A 17,068-nucleotide genomic window follows, 5' to 3' on the forward strand; every position below is an offset into this window, starting at 1 on the left:
GCTTCATTAATTAGCGTCCCGGAACCCGCTTGGCGACAAACCTACCTTCTTTTTGAAAATTTGACTGAAGTAACGCGAATCGTGATAACCGACCCGCTTCGCGACCTCATAGTTTTTCAGATGCGTATGCTTGAGCAATTTTTTGGCGTTGGAAATTCGGATGCGGGTCAGATGCTCGATAAAGGTGACACCCATTTCCGATTTGAATAAGGAGCTTAAGTAGGCAGGTGTAAGGAATACCTTCTCGGCGACATAATGCAGTGATACCCGATCATATTCTTCCTCCATCAATGTAACCGCTTTCTTAATTAGGCCGCGATTGAGGGTGTCGGAGGCGTGAGACGTCCCCCCCATTCCTTTAATCGCATCGCACACCGCGTCTTTCAGTTCATCCAGCGTGTGCAGCTGCATTAGCGCCGTAATGTTGGGCGTACGGCATAGATGGGGCTGCCCAAGTGCGGATTTGATCCGAAGCTGCAGACTGACCAGAAGCTGAAGCGTCGCGTCGACGATTTTTTTGACCGGCAATGAACCGTTCCGTGTTAACGCCTCGTAGAAGCGATTCACCGCTTGCCGGGTTGCTCTGGATTCGGTGATCGAATCGCTGGTCAGGAGATACAGGAGCTCATCCTCCACCTCTTGGGGATATTCGGCGTCGCTTGCGTACTCGGACATGCTGTTGTAGTAAATCGGCTGTGAATGGTTTTGGTAGAATCGGTGTTGCATGGCGAGGAGGGCTTGTTCGTATCCATGATGCAGATCCGACAGATGCAGATAAGGGTTGCTAATGCCAAGCGAGATCAATTGAGGGTTGAAGCTATGCTCTTCGTTGCAAATGCTGTTGTACAGCTCCGTTATGGATTCGCGGTCATCCCATGAGAAAATGACTCCGACATGCCCCTTGTCATCCGGTAGGACCGCGGTGTTGCTTGGCCCATGACGCTTGATAACGGCATACAGTTCTTCTACAGCGAATCTTCGGGACCATAAGTCCGCCTCTGCCGTACTAATGCTGAACAGAGCCAGAGCCGGGTAAGCGTAATAAGCGTGAAGCCCGTTCTCTTCCAGGCTCCTCTTCCTATCTCCGGCGGCCAAGCTGCTGCAGGTAAGCAGATCGTTCAGCGTTCGGACACGAACCATTAATCCTTGCTTCATCATCAGCACTCCTCTCTTGAGAAAGGATGAATAAGTTAAGACGGCTCCCGGCTAATCCCCGATGTAATTTTTATAGAAATCGAATCCCCTTACCAACTTCGTTTCCGTAAGTTCGACGTCGCCTAATTTGATCAGATCCAGAATTTCAGTATGCGAATCCGGAATCGAGTAGCCGGGGTGATCCTGGTTCGTTACCGTAATAAAGCGCATGATTTTCGTTTTGATGCTGTTCCAGATGTCGTATAGCAGCGCATTCCCGCTCCGCAAATAAAAGTAGCCGTGAAAGAGCATATCCAGCTCGACTAACCGGTACGGGTCCTCTCGATCGATCGCTTCCCGCATGCCGTCAATGACGCCTTCAAGGTAAGCAATATCCTTATCCTCCAGCACCTTCATCGTTGCGCGCAGCGCTTGGCCCTCGACCATCTGCCGCAGCTCATAAATATCTCGTATTTCCTGAGCCGTAATTTCGGAAACGGCCGAGCCTTTATTCATTTTGCCGACAATGAGACCTTCTTGCTTCAGCCTCTCGAGCGCTTCTCTCACAGGTGCTTGACTGACGCTGAATTGTTTCGCAATATCCAGAACGATCATGCGGTGCCCTGGCAGCAGTTCACCCTTCATAATCTGCCTCTTCAAGGTGATATAGACATGTTCGCTAAGAGAAATTGGACTTTGCACGGACGGGGCTGATTCGATGGACAAATGCTCCCACCACCTTGAATTTTGGTCATTTTTATTGGATTATCGATAATCGATAATTTGATGCTAGCCCCTTCAATCCGGAATGTCAAGATAAAAATGAAGCGCTTTAATTCCAACTCATCCACCGTAAAAAAACAAACAAAATCATAATTTTACGGCATCGCTTTTCGTTTCAATCGCTCGGTAAGATGGTCATGTAACGAGTCCCGGACATCGATGGGAATCCATGGTTCATAAGGAGGTGCACACGGTGTGCCCAGGAAAGTAGTCTTTATCGCGGATGCCGACAGCCCGTCTGGCGAGGGCCTTATCGCACGATTCAGCCAAGGCGGTTGGGATCTGATTCTGAACAGCAGCCAAGACGATAAGGAATGGGAAGACGTGATCCTTTTCTGCAAAGTCGCAGGCTCCAAGGTACTCATTACTCATGCCGATCTATGCAGCAGCCGCGACTTAACGACTATGCTGGATCAGGCCCAGGAGCTGCTTGGCCCGGTCGACGTCATGATTCACAATTGCTGCGTGATAAGACCAGCCGCTGTCGAAAGCTGCGAGGAAGCGGAATTTGTCGATATCATGCATCGAAATGCCAAATCCGCCTTCTTCTGTACGCAAGCCATCGGCCAACGAATGGCGGATAGAGGCAGCGGCAGCATCATCTTCGTCAGCTCCATTCATAGCGAGAAACCGACCGGAGCAGCCTTCGCTTACAGCACCTCTCAAGGTGCGGTGAAGATGCTGGCCCACGAAGCGGCGTTGTTTCTTGGCCGGTCCGGTATCCGCGTCAATGTCATTGAGATGGGCCCTGTCGAAGGGATGGACGTTGTTTTTCAAAGTCCTATTTCGGGACTTTATAACGACTTCCGGTACAAAATTCCCGGTACGAAGCTCGGAACAGCCAACGATCTGGCCGACCTTGCCTTCTTCCTTGCGGGAGATGAAGCCGGCTATTTGAACGGAGCAGACATCCGACTGGACGGCGGCTTCCTCTTGCATTATATGGATCATCGCATGAACAAACCTGCCGAGGGGGAGACGCGATCGTAATGAGTCAAAGCTTGACAGGGAAATCGGCACTCGTCACCGGCGCGGGAACCGGCATCGGCCAAGGCATTGCCGTCGAGCTAGCAAGACGCGGTGCCAAGGTTGCCATCCACTATAATTCCAGCAATGCCGGAGCCAAAGAAACTCAGCAGCGAATCGAGGGATTCGGCGGCCAGTGCATGACCGTGCAAGCCGACGTCGCCGATCGCGAACAGATTGTCCGCATGGTCGATGCGGCTGCGGCCGCGCTTGGCGGCATCGACATTCTCGTCAATAACGCTGCTCTGCAGCTTAATATCCATTGGTTCGAATATACGGAAGAACTGTATGACCGCGTCATGAACATCAATCTGAAGGGGTACTGGCAATGCATGCAGGCGGTTATTCCTTATATGAAGCAGCGGAATTCCGGCCGCATTATTAACATTTCCTCGGTCCATGGCAAAAGACCGACCGATTTCGACGCGGTCTACTGCATGTCGAAAGGCGGCATCAAAATGCTCGGCAGGGAAAGCGCCATCGAGCTCGCGCGGTATGGCATCACCGTCAATACGATCGCGCCCGGCGCGGTCGACGTGGGCAAGTTCAAACCATCGCATCAAGAGCCTGACCGGTTAAAATTTCCGCTTGGACGCGTCGGACTGCCTGCGGACGTCGCTTCGCTAGCCTGTTACATCGCTTCAGACGAAACCTCGTTTATGACCGGCTCCACCATTCGTCTGGATGGTGCCGGCATGTTAATGTAACGCATGTTCAAGTCCACTCCCTATACGTAAAGGAGCTATGCCCGTGATGACTCAACAGGAAAACTATGAAAGCACGTTATCCTACGTCAACACCTTCTCCAAACCTTCGGAGCTGCGCATCACCGACATTCGGTTTGCCGATATCGCTGGCGCTCCCATGCATTGCAGCTTGATCAAAGTGTACACGAACCAAGGCATCGTCGGTTTCGGCGAAGTGCGCGACGGCGCCGACAAGCAGTACGCCCTTCAGCTCAAAAGCAGACTGCTAGGCGAGAATCCGTGCAATATCGATAAGCTGTTCCGCAGAATCAAGCAATTCGGCGGACAATCCCGGCAAGGCGGCGGCGTGAGCGGCATTGAGATCGCCCTGTGGGATATCGCCGGCAAAGCCTACGGCATGCCGATCTATCAGATGCTGGGCGGCAAATTCCGCGACCGAATCCGCATGTATTGCGATACCGACGTCGACGGGAAAGATACGGGGACGGCGATGGGCTTAGCGCTGCAGAAGCGGATGGAAAAAGGTTTCACCTTCCTGAAGATGGATCTCGGCATCAATCAAATCATTCATGAGCCAGGAACGCTCAGCGCCCCGCTTGGTTTCCTTGAAGAAATGAAAACGCTTTCCAAGTCGTGGTATTCCCGCAAACATTCGAACTACTCGGAGCATGAGCTGCGGGAAATACGCAGCCGCCACTACGATATCTATAATATCGCGCATCCGTTCACAGGCATTCATGTAACGGAGAAGGGGCTCGACATGCTGGAGCAATACGTCGCCGACGTTCGTGCGGTCGTCGGCCACGAGGTCCCTCTTGCCGTCGACCATTTCGGACATATCGGCTTGCAGGATTGCATCAAGCTGGGCCGGCGCATCGACAAATACAATCTCGCTTGGATGGAAGACATGATCCCGTGGCAATACACGAAGCAGTACGCCCAGCTCGCAAGCAGCGTGACGACTCCGATCTGCACCGGCGAGGATATCTATCTGAAGGAGAACTTCAGACCGCTGCTGGAATCCGGAGGCGTATCCGTCATCCATCCCGATGTGCTGACGACCGGCGGCATTCTGGAAACGAAAAAAATCGGCGACATGGCCCAGGAATACGGCGTCGCGATGGCCATCCATATGGCGGAAAGCCCGATCGCCTGCCTGGCAGCCGTCCATGCTGCAGCCGCCACGGAAAACTTCCTGGCGCTTGAATACCATTCCGTCGATGTCGAATGGTGGGACGATCTGATCGTCAGCAAGCTGCCGAAGCCGCTCGTCCAGAACGGATTCATCCACGTGCCGGATGCGCCGGGTCTTGGCATCGAAGAGCTTAACGACGAGGTCATCGCACAGCATCTGCACCCGGAAATTCCTGGACTGTGGCTTCCGACCGAAGAATGGAACGGCTATTATTCGAACGACCGTCTCTGGAGCTAAAATTAAAAGAAAACATGGGAGAGGTGTCTATTATGAAATTTAATAATGCCGAGGATACGATCCAGCTGTCACCGCTGTGGGAAGGCGAACGTTTCCCGGACGGCCGTCCCAAAGTGCCGTCCAGCGTACTCGCCCGTCTAGGCCGAATTACGCTGGAGGAAGCATGGGGCCCGCTCTGGTCGAGAGGGTACCACTATCAATTCGAGGGCGATTTCAAAATCATTCACCCGAACAAAGTCATGGTCGGCCGCGCAGTTACAGCCGTCATGGTGCCGAAGCGTCCGGATCTGCACGACACGCTTCTGAATTACGGTCATGAGCAAGAAGACCGCAGAGGCTTTTTCAACCAATGGGTGATCGACTCGCTGGAGGAAGAAGACGTCGTCGTCGTCGATATGTTCGATAAAATCTATCAAGGCACTTACGTCGGGGGCAACCTGTCCACGGCTATATCCACCCGCACGAAGACCGGAGGCGCCGTTATTTGGGGCGGAATACGAGATAATCAGCAAATCGCGGAAATCGAAAATATTAATGTGTTCTATCGGGGCAGCGACCCGACTGCAATCGCCGACGTCACGATGGTCGGCATGAACGTTCCCGCCCGCATCGGCCGGGCTGTCTGCCTCCCGGGTGACGTCGTACTCGGCACGCCGGCAGGCGTTATCTTCATCCCTGCCCACTTGGCGGAATTGACGGCCACCCATGCGGAGAAATCGCAGGTACGCGACGTGTTCGGATTTGCCCGCTTGAACAGCCAGACGTATACGACGGCGCAAATCGATGCAGCCTGGACGACGGCCATGTGGGACGACTTTATCCAATGGTTCGAATCCGACAAGGCCGCAGCGCCCTATCAGCATTTAACATGGGAGGAAGAAGTGGACGAAGCTCGCAAGAACGAAAGCCGGGGTCCTTCCAGTGACGTCCGGTTGTGAGATAGCGGCTGCTGCAGTTGCACGTCTATCATTCGAAAAGATAGAAAGAACAAAGATAGAATGGTATAACATAGATGTGCTGTTATTACCATGAAAGATAGGAGCTGCAACGATGGATAAAGCGATGCTAGGCCGTACCGGTTTGCAAGTCACGAAGCTGAGCTACGGCGCTATGGAAATTCGCGGACCGAGAGTATGGAGCGGAAGACCGGTCGAGGACGCCGATGCGGGACGTATCCTGAATGCCGTGCTCGATGCAGGCATCAACCTCATCGACACCTCTTACGATTACGGCCGCAGCGAGGAGTTGATTGGCCGATTCATCAGCCACCGCCGGGACGAGTTCATTCTGGCGACCAAATGCGGCTGCTGCGTCACCGACTGCGGCGATCATGACGAGACGTCCCATATTTGGACACGCGATAATTTGCTTCATAATATCGATACGAGCTTGCAGCGGTTGAAAACCGACTATGTCGACGTCTGGCAGCTGCATGGACCGACGCCTCAGCAAGCCGAGGAAGGCGCGCTCGTCGACGTGCTGAAGGAAATTCAAGCAACCGGCAAAGTCCGTTACATCGGCGTATCCTCTTACCTTCCGAACCTCCCTCCCTTCGTGGAATGGGGAACGTTCGACACGTTCCAACTGCCCTACTCCGCTCTGGAGCGCGAGCATGAGGATTGGGTGACGAGAGCCGCCAATACCGGCGCCGGCATCATCGTACGCGGCGGCGTCGGCCAAGGCGAGCCCGGCATCGGACGCGGCTCCTCGGATCGCTGGGGCGCATGGGAGCAAGCGAAGCTCGACGATCTATTAGAGATTGGCGAGACGCGGACCGGGTTCCTCCTCCGCTTCACCTTGTCCCACCCTTCCATGACGACGACGATCGTCGGCACCAAAAACCCCGCCCACCTTGCGGAAAATGTCCGTTATGCTGAGCAAGGTCCTCTTCCGAAGGACGTGTACGAGGAAGCGAAGAAACGTTTGGATGCTATAGGGCGGACGGCGGTCGGGAAATAGGCATAACATACTGCTTCAAAACATAAAAAGCATGCGAATGCTCGGATAGAGCGTTCGCATGCTTTTTGTCCTTCTTCGCCTGAGGCTGGAAGCCTTCCATATAACGGGTCATTCATGGTGAACGACGGAGCCGTGCGACGATTATGCTCTTGCTCTTGTTCCTCTCGGCAGCACCTAACCTTTTAAATAGGTTATAGTATAATTATTATATTCTTGTCGGGAGGGGTACAAGTGGCAGACATCCATTATGTTGAATGCAATATGTCGCATTCCGATAGCTTCGTAGTCGACGTACCCGAGGGCTATCAGTGGCTCCTCGTGATCACCAAGACTCCCGCGCAATTCTGGGTAGACGGCGAGCTCAAGGTGTATCCCGCTCATTCCGTCGTCCTCTATCGTCCCTCACAGAAAGTCTATTACCGGGCCTGCACTGAACAATTCGTCAATGATTGGATCCGATTCGAGACCGATGAGCCTTATATCACGGAATCGCCGTTGCCGACAGGCGTCCCATTCGCCTTGATTGATCCGGAATACTGCCGCAAGATGTTCGAACTGCTTGTCATCGAACACAACAATAATCGGGATTATAAGAAGTCTTCGATCGACCTCCTGCTAAGGGCGTTGTTCAACAAGCTGTTGGAATCTTACTTCCATGATGCCCTGACGCCCCAATACTACAATCTGTTAAGATTGCGTACGGCCGTTCAGCATAATCCGGCCGCCGGCTGGTCGGTCTCCAGTATGGCGAGCTTTCTTCAGATCAGTCCGGGGTATCTTCAGAACCTCTACAAGAAAACCTTCGGAATATCTTGCATGGACGATGTCATCAGCAACCGTATTCGAATGGCCCAGGAGTACTTGCTTCATAACGCGCAATCGATTGCCGAAGTCGCCTCCCGTTGCGGATACCAGAATGTAGAACACTTCTGCAGACAATTCAAACAGGTGACAGGACATACGCCGAGAAGCTTTCAAAAGAACAAAAAAACTAACATCTTATAATGAGTCCTATCTCAATGCCGGTTCTTGAAATATTGCTGCACGAGAAACTTCATGAGCTCGCTCGGCCCCTCCTTGGAGAACTCCGCCCGATCCGCGAATAGCATCCCGTAAGGCGCAGCAGGCGTGCAAGCCCCCCACTTTGGCAGCTCCTCCCCAGTAACATCCAGTCCGTTCGGGTCTCCGGTACGGATAAAGTTCACCCAATAAAGGCTCATTTGGCGGGCCAAGTCGTAATGCTTGCCGACGAACGGGCGCCAGCACTTGGCGAGCGTCTCGAAGAAAAACCACAAATCCACCGAGTGGAAGGTACCGGGATTATCCCACCCAGGTATTTCGGCATCGAAATTATAATAGTACAGCGGAGCGTTCGCCCCTGTATCGGCATTGGCCTGCACGGCAATGCGAATCGCATACTCGATGCTGCTTATCGAAGCGTTCTTCTTAACCTGATCGATCTCGTTCGCCTGGCCGCTGCATAGCTGCAGGAACGTATCGGCATCTTCGCCGAACTTGTCTGCGGCCATTTTCCCTAGTTCCTCCAACGACTCGACATTCGGTGCGCTGAAAAATTCGGAGGACGTATGGCCGAACATGACCGGCACCATCCAGCGCTTATTCTGCAGGAACAATTCGAACGGATTGCCCACGTTAAACACTTGATCCTCGACCGTGCCCCAGAACCCTTGGTAGGCCACCGCCTTATCGCGCAGCTCAACCGCATCGAGCTTCCGGGCTTCCGCGAGCGAGGACACGCCCAGATAGTTGAAGAATTGTACGCCTTCCTGCTCGGCTTCCGCCAATTCTCTCCAGAACTTGGGCATCCCGATCCCCGGATAAACGATCGACATGACACCGCTTTCAATAATCGCCCGTTGGAAGAGACCCTCGTTAAGAGGCGAGGTGAGCTGGCTCAAGACGCTCCCTCCGCCGGCGGATTGTCCGCCGATCGTCATATTGTCCGGATCGCCGCCGAATGCCGCAATATTGCGCTTAACCCACCGAGTTGCGGCCTGCTGGTCAAGGTGTCCGAAGTTCGCCGGGGCTTCCGGAGCTTCCGCCGTAATTTCGGGATGGCTCAGAAATCCGAATACGTTCAGACGATAATTGATCGTGACCACCACGATTCCTCGCCTCGCAATGCGTTCACCGTCGAACTCCATCTCCGCCGTATGGCCAACCTGAAGTCCCCCGCCGAAATACCATACGTATACCGGCAATTTCTCATCGGTCCGTTTGGCTGGCGTCCATACATTCAGATAGAGGCAATCCTCATTCATGGCGATGTCCGGTTCTACGGCCCATTCCCGGGTATAAATATTGTTGTCATCAATCTCTTGTCTGACTTGCATGGAAATCGGCGCGAACTCGAAGGCTTTAAGCACGCCTTCCCAATCTTCCGCGGGCTGCGGAGCGCGCCAGCGGTTCTCTCCTACTGGAGGTGCCGCGAAAGGAATTCCCTTGTAGCTTGTAATCCGGGGGTCGGCTGCCGGCAATCCTTGAACCATCCCATTCTCGACCTTGGTTGCTCTAAGCATAAATGAACGCCTCCTGTATACCTCTAGTTGATTCCAATAGTTTTCACCCAAAGTATAAAAGCCGAGCCCATCCAAAAACAATGATGCATGCACACTTCCTATTGATGGATTCTAATATTGATTCTAATATTTATATTTTCCGGATGAAGCAGCGGGACAACGACCTCGTGATTAGTATAGAAATCGCCTGAACAATATAGTATTGTTTAGACATTAAGTGCGATCTCCAACTTAGAAGGAGCGACAGTAATGCGTCAGAGATCCCGGATTCAATTGGTCTCACCGTTTCTTGACGGCAACTATTACGGCAAAATTTTCTTATCGCTGCTTCACGAAGCGAAAAGACGGGATATAGACTTGTATGTTATTCAATCGCTGGTCAACTTTCCGAACCAAACTCCGTTTCCTCATCCGGTCGGGCTCGAGTCGACTGACGGCTGGCTGCTGCTGACCAATCCGAATTCCCCGCTTCCATTGACGGCCGAATTGCTCCGCGCGATCGAGCGCAGCGGGAAACCAGTCGTTACGATCGGATATCGGGAGAATGCCCTGCCATCGCACGCCGTTGTGGTGGACAACCGCCGGGCTGCACGCGAAGCTGTCAATCATCTTATTCGGAATCACGGACATCGGCGGGTCGCCTACGTAGGCAGCAAGGAGCATGTCGATTTGCTCGAGCGGTTCGAAGGTTATATGGAGGCGCTTTCGGATAATGGCATTGATTACGATGATTCCCTTGTCTACTTCATGAAGGACGCCGTACAGCCCGCCGGATTGTCGGCAGGCGAATCGCTGCTGTCCGACAACGTTACTTTTACGGCGGTATTCGCCGCGACCGATCTCATTGCGGCAGGTTTGATGGAGGCGCTTCAAGAGGCTGGATTGCGATTGCCCGAGGACATTGCCGTGATTGGCTTCGACGATCTTCCATCGTCGGCTTCTCTGACTCCGCCGTTAACGACGGTCCGCCAGTCTTTCGCCGAATTGGCGCTTCTCAGTCTGGACCGACTTGACCGCTTGATCCGCGGGCAAATCTTTCCCGAATGCATCGATTACCTTCCGACTAAGTTGGTAAGCAGGTCATCATGCGGCTGCCCAATTGATGCCGAGCATGTATCGACTTCTGCCGAGATGCACCGAAGGTTGCTTGCTGATATGGATGTGGTCATTCAGCGCCAATATCGGCTTGTAGGAAGCTGGAACACCGTCGCCAGGGAAGACTCCTTCGATCTCGAGCAGATGTTCGGCGACTACTACCCGTGGGGCTGCGTTGCGATGTGGGACGATCAAGAGGGCCGCAGCGGGCGGTTAGTCGTGAAGCAAGCCTATAGCCGCAACGGGACGTCTGTCCCGAAGATCGGGTCGGTCATCCCGATCGAGCAATTTCCTCCTTCATCTTGGTATCCCGGTATTGCGGCGAATGAATTCCCGCATGTGCATGCGATGCGGAACGACAAGAAAGATTGGGGATTTATCACCGTCATTCGCCCGGTCGACCCGTTCATCCATATTCCGGCCGCGGACTGGGCACAGACCGGATTCGCAATTGCCCAAGCCGCCTTGGAACGAGACGACTTGATCCGGCAAATCCGGCATATGGCCTATCATGATGGGTTGACCGGGCTGGCGAACCGTCAGATGTTCCAGACATTCGCGCAGCAATGCATCAAGCAAGCCGAGACACATGGAACGAAGTTCGGCATTCTGCTGCTGGACCTTGATCAGTTCAAACTGGTGAATGATACGTGGGGCCACCAAGCCGGAGACGAACTGCTTCAGCAAGTGGCCGCATTACTCAACGACGAGGCGCAAGTTGCGATTAACGACGCTAAACGGCATCAGCAGAATATGGCATCGCGTCTCGGCGGAGACGAGTTTATACTGCTGCTTGCCGATATTGACGGTGAGACGGATATTCATCAAGTTATTGACCGGATCAAGCTTCGGTTCGAAGAACCGTTCACTGTGCTTGGACAGGCCGTGCACACATCGTGCAGTGTCGGCTATGCCGTCTACCCCGATGACGGGGATGACATCGGAGTGCTGACGCGCTGCGCCGATATGAAGATGTACAGCTGCAAGAAACGAATTGAACGATAATGCTGCAATAAAGTCCTTGGCTAGACTGCTAGACAGCGAAATAATGGATAAATCATTCGAATGGCCGAGCGGCTCACAGAGCCCTCGGCCATTCTTCACTTCTGTAAAGCTTGGGAATCATGCTGTCAGCCAAAAAGCGGAAATAATATGGTTAGCGCGTGTCAATTGCGACGAGCCGTTCGCTCTATGCCATCAACGGTTACTTTGTAGAGTTGATGCGGCAGGTCGTGTCCCATGCCGTCAACCAACATGAGCTCGGCGCCCGGAATTGCAGAAGCCGTGTCCTCGCCACACGCCGGGACGAACAGGGGATCTTCCACCCCATGAATGACAAGTGTCGGTGCTTTTATTGTCGCCAGCCGCGGACGACGGTCACCGGAGACAGCGATCGCAGCAATTTGTCGTCCGAAACTGCCTGGATCGTAGGCTCGCCGAACTTCCTCCATGATGAGCACCCGATAAGCATCCTCTTCAAACGGATAGCCGGTGCCAGCAATGCGCTTGGCAAAAGTGAGACTATGCGCCAAAAATCCAGCTTCATCCTCAAATGGATGTGGCGCCGGTTTAGTCATCAATGCCATGGCTTCCTGGGAAGCTTGCGGAAGGTTCGGATTACCTGAGCTGGACATAATAGAGGTGAGTGATATTACCCGTTCAGGGTACTCACTGGCTACAAGCTGGGCGATCATTCCGCCCATTGATCTGCCGACAATATGTGCCCGATCAATGGAAAGCGCATCGAGCAGTCCGATAACGTCTGTGGACATGTCATCCAGAGTGTACGGTATATCCGGTCGCTGTCCCGACATGAGAGCAGTCGCCAGTGCGTCAAAATTCAGCGTAGGATAATGGCTAAAGTGTGTCGAGCAACCTACATCGCGATTGTCAAAGCGGATGACGCGAAAGCCCCGTGCTGCCAGCATCTCACAAAACGGAGCCGTCCAACGAATCATTTGGGTTCCAAGTCCGGCGATTAATATAATAGCCTCGTTATTTTCGTTACCGAAACTATCATAAGCCAACTCAACACCGTTGACTTTTAGAATATTCATGATTGTTACCTCCTTCCATTCATAAGTTCCCTTCGGAGAATGCATTAGCGGCTAATTTTTTGATATGGTTTCTGATATCAGGTGCCCAGTCATCGATGTAGTGGTTAAAACGATCCAAGTCACCCGCATACAGTGCCCGCAGAGCTTCTTCGTATTGATCGAAGTTCCCGGCCATAGCTGTCATAAATTTATATGTTACTTCTTGTGACTCTCGGATAATGCTCTGTTTCTCTCCAGTATGGCGAGCTGCATCAATCAGTTTCCGTAATGTAACCGATGCCCCCCCAGGTTGACTCTTGAGCCATTCCCAATGCCGTGGCAATAAGGTAACCTCACCGGATACAACTCCCAGTTTGGGTCGACCGGCCTGCCGTGCAGGCTGGTGATTCACGTCTGTAGCGGGTAAGTCACCAACCGGTTCTCCTAATCGTTGGAGCACATCATCTGTCTTCCCACGAAAATCAATATCGATTGGCTTACCCGTGGAATCGTCAAATAAAAGCAACTGTGCGAGTTCTCTGTCATCCAGAGCATCCTTCACTGTAGTAACAACGTGCTGTAACAATCCACTGGCGACAACTCTCACACCCAGAAATGCCGTGCAGTAAACGTGCGTTAGAGTATTACTCATGTTTGACCTCCTATTCATTTGTTTTATTGATTATACCCGGGTAAAAATATAAAATCAATATTACCCGGGTAAAATTTATTTTCTCGATCGTTATAGAGGGAATACATGCACAAAAACACGGTCTAAGAGGAACCGCGCTGTTGAGGGCTAGTTTTGCTTTCACGAAGCCGTCTGCCAAACTGATATTGTTTTAAGAGACTAAAAAGAGAAATGGAAAATAGCTACGGCTAAATCCATTCCTCAAATTTTTTGCCTACTTATGATACGGATCGGCTTAACGGGGGCATCGGCGAAAAATTCCCCCTTAGCTTTCGGATACAGATATGTTTCTCCTAGTTCGTTGCATTAATCATTCTGTAACAGACTGACAACTAATTTCCCGGAACCTGATTATCCATTCTCTACAAGTTCCGCATTCAGCTTATCTGTTACGCTGGTGCTATGAATCGGAATTACAAGATCTAATATCTGTACCGACTGAAGCCTATGGCTGCCATCTGTTAACGCTGGCAAACATCTGTTTATTGAATTAACATCATCCGCGAAGGAACCATAATGCCTTGCACGATCTATATGGACTTGAACTTCATAGTCGTATTCTGTAGGGCAAAATGTGCTTTTAAATCCTTTTTGGTTTATTGAAGTAACGGGCAGTGTAGTTGTGTGTGAAATAATTACCATTAGAATAAATTACTAGCTTCTGCGATAATCTAGGTAATCATTTGAACTAACGAAATTTCATTTTCCAAACAGAAAGGTTGAGGTGAAAATGATCATCAAAAAAGCGATATTATTTTTGGCAAGTACCGTAATTCTAGCTGCTTGCGGAGTAGCGTCAGAACAGAAAACTAATATAGTCGCACCTCAAGTCAAAGAGAAACAGGAAAGTCAATGGGACAAGAATAATGCGTTCCAAGCTGAAGTCATCCCTAAGTTCGAGGCCGCTGTAGTCGCTGAATATAACACAAAAGTGGGGGACAAAACGGTAATTGACATTAAAGCGGCGAAAGAAGATATGGATTATTACATAGATAACGATAATCAAAAGCTGGTTATTCTCGTCGATAAAGATACCACTAAAGTGGGTAAGATCAAACAAGAACTCACAGATGAGCTGGGAACAAAGATTCAAATTAAGAAAGCCAAGTATAACTCAAACGAAATGGAAGCCCTAGTGCTTGATGTGAATAAGACCATTTTAGGAATGAACCTTGATGCTTTTGAAGGTTGCTATTGGAATCTCGAGGAACAGAAGATTGATGTACGCGCAGACTTGAACCAAGATCAAATCCAAGAACTCAAGGATAAGTACGGCACGGATAAGTTTAACATTACCATAAGCAAGCTCAAGCAGGAAGAATTCTAATAAGAATTTAAATAAAACCGCACCCAAGAACCGTTCTATTCGGGAGCCGTTCCTCTAACGGGACACGATAGCGAAATCAAGGTTGCCTACTGGCATGACTCTAACGTGCAACCCGTCTTTTTCAAGAGCAGCTTCCTTTTGGTTTATTGAAGTGTAAGCGTCAAATAGCCCCCACCTGTAAATCAGATGGGGGCTAAGCTATGCTTGAATTAGGTGGAGCAATCGCGAAGGGTAAGGGACCATTACATCAATTGGCTGCATCTATTCTTGGGTCACCGTGCAACACGAACCGTGTAGCGTCGTCGACGAATGTGACGAGAAATTCTTGCTTCATTGCGCTGCCGGGACCAATGGGAAAGTACGGCCCACATTTCAATTCCGAATGCCACAGCCCGATTACAGTTACGTTGTTGAAAACGCCTTGGTACAACGCTCGATTCGGCGTACATGTGCAAGTGGCGCGTGCTGTTACCGTGAGTTGCCCCGATACTTCGCCAAATACCTGCGAAGCGTCCGCTCTGAGTGTCTTATCTGCTCCAGATCCTGGACTTGATTTCCTGTAGAGATTAACATGTAGTGGATACACTCAGGTAAAGGAAAGGTGGGGCTTGTCAACGTATGCGACTGTACCTTTTCTCTGTATCGACAGGTTGAAGACCCTTTACCCCACCTTAACCATTCTGTGATTCCCCTTATCCTTGATAGTTCATAATCGGCTGGTCGGTAGAACCCATCCACGGAACAAAGTTGCTTCCGAGGATTCTCGAGAGACTTACGGAATCAACCGGCTCAACATATGCGGAGGTTCCGAAAGTTAAAGTTACACCTTGACCGCCCGATCCGGATTTTGAATATGAATTATTCCCACCCGATACAATACCGATAAGTGCATATCCGCCAGACGCTCTGTATACTGTGGTACCACTATCTCCGCTTCCTGCCATAATGTCTCCAGCCGTATGAACGCTATCGTGCCATCCGAGTCCCGAAACAGCCTTAATTTGGAGTTGGACAAACGTGGTGTCATCTTTACCATCTCCATTGGTATCTGCATTGTGTGGATATGCGGTAGATACCACTGTACCTGCCGTAATACCTGAGGTTGGACCCGACTTGCTTACTTGTGTTCCCTGAGTAGTCCAAGTCCCGTCTACGGTTACAGCAGGAAGTAGCTGACCATCAATCGCCCCATCGGAACTATTGTTCTTAGTCCAGAATCTACTGCTAAAGTAAATCCCATTCATAGCCGTTCCGCCCATACGAATCAAGCCGAGGTCTTGGTGATTATAGGTATCAAATCCGCTCCAATGGCCTACGCCAATGGCTCTAGCCATAGAAGAACCAGAACTTAAATTACCCTGGTAAAAATTTAATCCAATATTCTCGGCTGTTACGTGACCTGCGGTAACCATATATACTTGGTTATTTTTTACTGCGAAGAATCCAGAGGCAGCATTGTACTGGAGGTCTGGGTCTCCATTAGGCCAAGAACTAGAAGTCGTTTTCGACCTCATATTTTCAACTATCCATTCGCTAATCATCATGCCGCCGCCCATATTATTAAAAGCGTAATTTCGGGCATAAAATTCTTCTTGCTTGAGCTTGCTTACGGTGATGTTTAACTTATCCGCGCCGTACTTATCCTTGAGCTCTTGGATTTGATCATGGTTCAAGTCTGCGCGTACATCAATCTTCTGTTCCTCGAGATTCCAATAGCAACCTTCAAAAGCATCAAGGTTCATTCCTAAAATGGTCTTATTCACATCAAGCACTAGGGCTTCCATTTCGTTTGAGTTATACTTGGCTTTCTTAATTTGAATCTTTGTTCCCAGCTCATCTGTGAGTTCTTGTTTGATCTTACCCACTTTAGTGGTATCTTTATCGACGAGAATAACCAGCTTTTGATTATCGTTATCTATGTAATAATCCATATCCTCTTTCGCCGCTTTAATGTCAGTTACCGTTTTGTCCCCCATTTGTGTATTGTATTCAGCGACTACAGCGGCCTCGAACTTAGGGACAACGTCATCTTGGAATGCATGGTTTTTATCCCATTGAATCTGTGCAGTGGTTTCCTCTGCGTGTGCTTGTGGCATAGCTTTCGGGACGAACTGCATACCTGTGAAGAAAAGACCTGTTGCTAAGGCGGCAATACCAACGCGTTTAATCATTTTATAATAACTCCTGTTCTCTGTTTAATTTAAAGTTGCTTTTAAATAATAATAGGTATTTAGACCTAATATCAACGAACACATAATGGGAATTAGTCCTGATCAGAAACTTCAAATTGGGTATAATTACGCTGTGATATTCCTCTCGGCAATTGGCCCATGTTCTC

14 protein-coding genes are annotated in these 17,068 nt (G+C 50.7%); 8 read left to right on the top strand and 6 right to left on the bottom strand.

The window, feature by feature from the left end:
- Window positions 1–6: 6 nt before the first annotated feature.
- Together PKO01S_RS05275 and PKO01S_RS05280 are read right to left on the bottom strand one after the other, a co-directional pair.
- Entirely contained in the window at window positions 7–1,155 is a 1,149-nt protein-coding gene (locus PKO01S_RS05275) for a helix-turn-helix domain-containing protein (protein WP_164779487.1), read from the bottom strand.
- Between the two features lie 51 nt (window positions 1,156–1,206).
- On the bottom strand, window positions 1,207–1,836 hold the full coding sequence (locus PKO01S_RS05280; RefSeq protein WP_281278833.1) for a GntR family transcriptional regulator: 630 nt from the start codon (window positions 1,834–1,836) through the stop codon (window positions 1,207–1,209).
- 276 nt (window positions 1,837–2,112) lie between these two features.
- On the opposite strand from PKO01S_RS05280, the gene PKO01S_RS05285 reads away from it, so the two are divergent.
- From PKO01S_RS05285 to PKO01S_RS05310, 6 genes are all read left to right on the top strand, one after another.
- Window positions 2,113–2,907 carry an SDR family NAD(P)-dependent oxidoreductase gene (locus PKO01S_RS05285; protein ID WP_127530268.1) on the top strand — a complete coding sequence of 265 codons (795 nt, stop codon included), beginning with the start codon at window positions 2,113–2,115 and terminating at the stop codon, window positions 2,905–2,907.
- Complete coding sequence (locus PKO01S_RS05290) at window positions 2,907–3,650, top strand: SDR family NAD(P)-dependent oxidoreductase (protein WP_127530269.1); 744 nt, start codon at window positions 2,907–2,909, stop codon at window positions 3,648–3,650. The genes PKO01S_RS05285 and PKO01S_RS05290 overlap by 1 nt, the downstream gene beginning before the upstream one ends.
- A gap of 46 nt (window positions 3,651–3,696) precedes the next feature.
- Complete coding sequence (locus PKO01S_RS05295) at window positions 3,697–5,082, top strand: mandelate racemase/muconate lactonizing enzyme family protein (protein ID WP_127530270.1); 1,386 nt, start codon at window positions 3,697–3,699, stop codon at window positions 5,080–5,082.
- Window positions 5,083–5,114: 32 nt separating this feature from the next.
- Complete coding sequence (locus PKO01S_RS05300) at window positions 5,115–6,020, top strand: RraA family protein (protein WP_127530271.1); 906 nt, start codon at window positions 5,115–5,117, stop codon at window positions 6,018–6,020.
- A gap of 112 nt (window positions 6,021–6,132) precedes the next feature.
- A complete protein-coding gene (locus tag PKO01S_RS05305) occupies window positions 6,133–7,041 on the top strand; it encodes an aldo/keto reductase (RefSeq protein WP_127530272.1) in 909 nt (302 codons plus the stop codon).
- 231 nt (window positions 7,042–7,272) lie between these two features.
- Window positions 7,273–8,046 (top strand): helix-turn-helix domain-containing protein, encoded by a 774-nt coding sequence (locus PKO01S_RS05310; protein ID WP_127530273.1) that lies wholly within the window; start codon window positions 7,273–7,275, stop codon window positions 8,044–8,046.
- An 11-nt stretch (window positions 8,047–8,057) separates the two neighbouring features.
- Here PKO01S_RS05310 and PKO01S_RS05315 read toward each other — a convergent pair whose 3' ends face one another.
- Window positions 8,058–9,581, bottom strand: coding sequence for a carboxylesterase/lipase family protein (locus PKO01S_RS05315; RefSeq protein ID WP_127530274.1), 1,524 nt, complete (start codon window positions 9,579–9,581; stop codon window positions 8,058–8,060).
- Between the two features lie 249 nt (window positions 9,582–9,830).
- Between PKO01S_RS05315 and PKO01S_RS05320 the strand changes: the two genes are divergently transcribed.
- Window positions 9,831–11,681 (top strand): substrate-binding and GGDEF domain-containing protein, encoded by a 1,851-nt coding sequence (locus tag PKO01S_RS05320; protein WP_127530275.1) that lies wholly within the window; start codon window positions 9,831–9,833, stop codon window positions 11,679–11,681.
- 161 nt (window positions 11,682–11,842) lie between these two features.
- Here the strand turns inward: PKO01S_RS05320 and PKO01S_RS05325 are convergent, their stop codons facing one another.
- Both PKO01S_RS05325 and PKO01S_RS05330 read right to left on the bottom strand, forming a co-directional pair.
- A complete protein-coding gene (locus PKO01S_RS05325) occupies window positions 11,843–12,733 on the bottom strand; it encodes an alpha/beta fold hydrolase (RefSeq protein ID WP_127530276.1) in 891 nt (296 codons plus the stop codon).
- A 19-nt stretch (window positions 12,734–12,752) separates the two neighbouring features.
- Complete coding sequence (locus PKO01S_RS05330; protein ID WP_127530277.1) at window positions 12,753–13,364, bottom strand: DUF2239 family protein; 612 nt, start codon at window positions 13,362–13,364, stop codon at window positions 12,753–12,755.
- A 769-nt stretch (window positions 13,365–14,133) separates the two neighbouring features.
- On the opposite strand from PKO01S_RS05330, the gene PKO01S_RS05335 reads away from it, so the two are divergent.
- Window positions 14,134–14,730, top strand: a complete 597-nt coding sequence (locus PKO01S_RS05335) for a hypothetical protein (RefSeq protein WP_127530278.1) — start codon at window positions 14,134–14,136, stop codon at window positions 14,728–14,730.
- Window positions 14,731–15,422: 692 nt separating this feature from the next.
- Here the strand turns inward: PKO01S_RS05335 and PKO01S_RS05340 are convergent.
- On the bottom strand, window positions 15,423–16,901 hold the full coding sequence (locus PKO01S_RS05340; protein ID WP_127530279.1) for a chymotrypsin family serine protease: 1,479 nt from the start codon (window positions 16,899–16,901) through the stop codon (window positions 15,423–15,425).
- Window positions 16,902–17,068: the final 167 nt, after the last annotated feature.

Source organism: Paenibacillus kobensis NBRC 15729 (assembly GCF_004000825.1).
GTDB classification, from domain to species: Bacteria; Bacillota; Bacilli; order Paenibacillales; family Paenibacillaceae; genus Paenibacillus_T; species Paenibacillus_T kobensis.

Excerpts from the sequence above, each read along its gene's own strand:
- PKO01S_RS05275 (WP_164779487.1), bottom strand. The coding sequence starts at position 1,155 with ATGAAGCAAGGATTAATGGTTCGTGTCCGAACGCTGAACGATCTGCTT.
- PKO01S_RS05290 (WP_127530269.1), top strand. The coding sequence starts at position 2,907 with ATGAGTCAAAGCTTGACAGGGAAATCGGCACTCGTCACCGGCGCGGGA.
- PKO01S_RS05295 (WP_127530270.1), top strand. The coding sequence starts at position 3,697 with ATGACTCAACAGGAAAACTATGAAAGCACGTTATCCTACGTCAACACC.
- PKO01S_RS05300 (WP_127530271.1), top strand. The coding sequence starts at position 5,115 with ATGAAATTTAATAATGCCGAGGATACGATCCAGCTGTCACCGCTGTGG.
- PKO01S_RS05305 (WP_127530272.1), top strand. The coding sequence starts at position 6,133 with ATGGATAAAGCGATGCTAGGCCGTACCGGTTTGCAAGTCACGAAGCTG.
- PKO01S_RS05315 (WP_127530274.1), bottom strand. The coding sequence starts at position 9,581 with ATGCTTAGAGCAACCAAGGTCGAGAATGGGATGGTTCAAGGATTGCCG.
- PKO01S_RS05320 (WP_127530275.1), top strand. The coding sequence starts at position 9,831 with ATGCGTCAGAGATCCCGGATTCAATTGGTCTCACCGTTTCTTGACGGC.
- PKO01S_RS05325 (WP_127530276.1), bottom strand. The coding sequence starts at position 12,733 with ATGAATATTCTAAAAGTCAACGGTGTTGAGTTGGCTTATGATAGTTTC.
- PKO01S_RS05330 (WP_127530277.1), bottom strand. The coding sequence starts at position 13,364 with ATGAGTAATACTCTAACGCACGTTTACTGCACGGCATTTCTGGGTGTG.
- PKO01S_RS05335 (WP_127530278.1), top strand. The coding sequence starts at position 14,134 with ATGATCATCAAAAAAGCGATATTATTTTTGGCAAGTACCGTAATTCTA.
- PKO01S_RS05340 (WP_127530279.1), bottom strand. The coding sequence starts at position 16,901 with ATGATTAAACGCGTTGGTATTGCCGCCTTAGCAACAGGTCTTTTCTTC.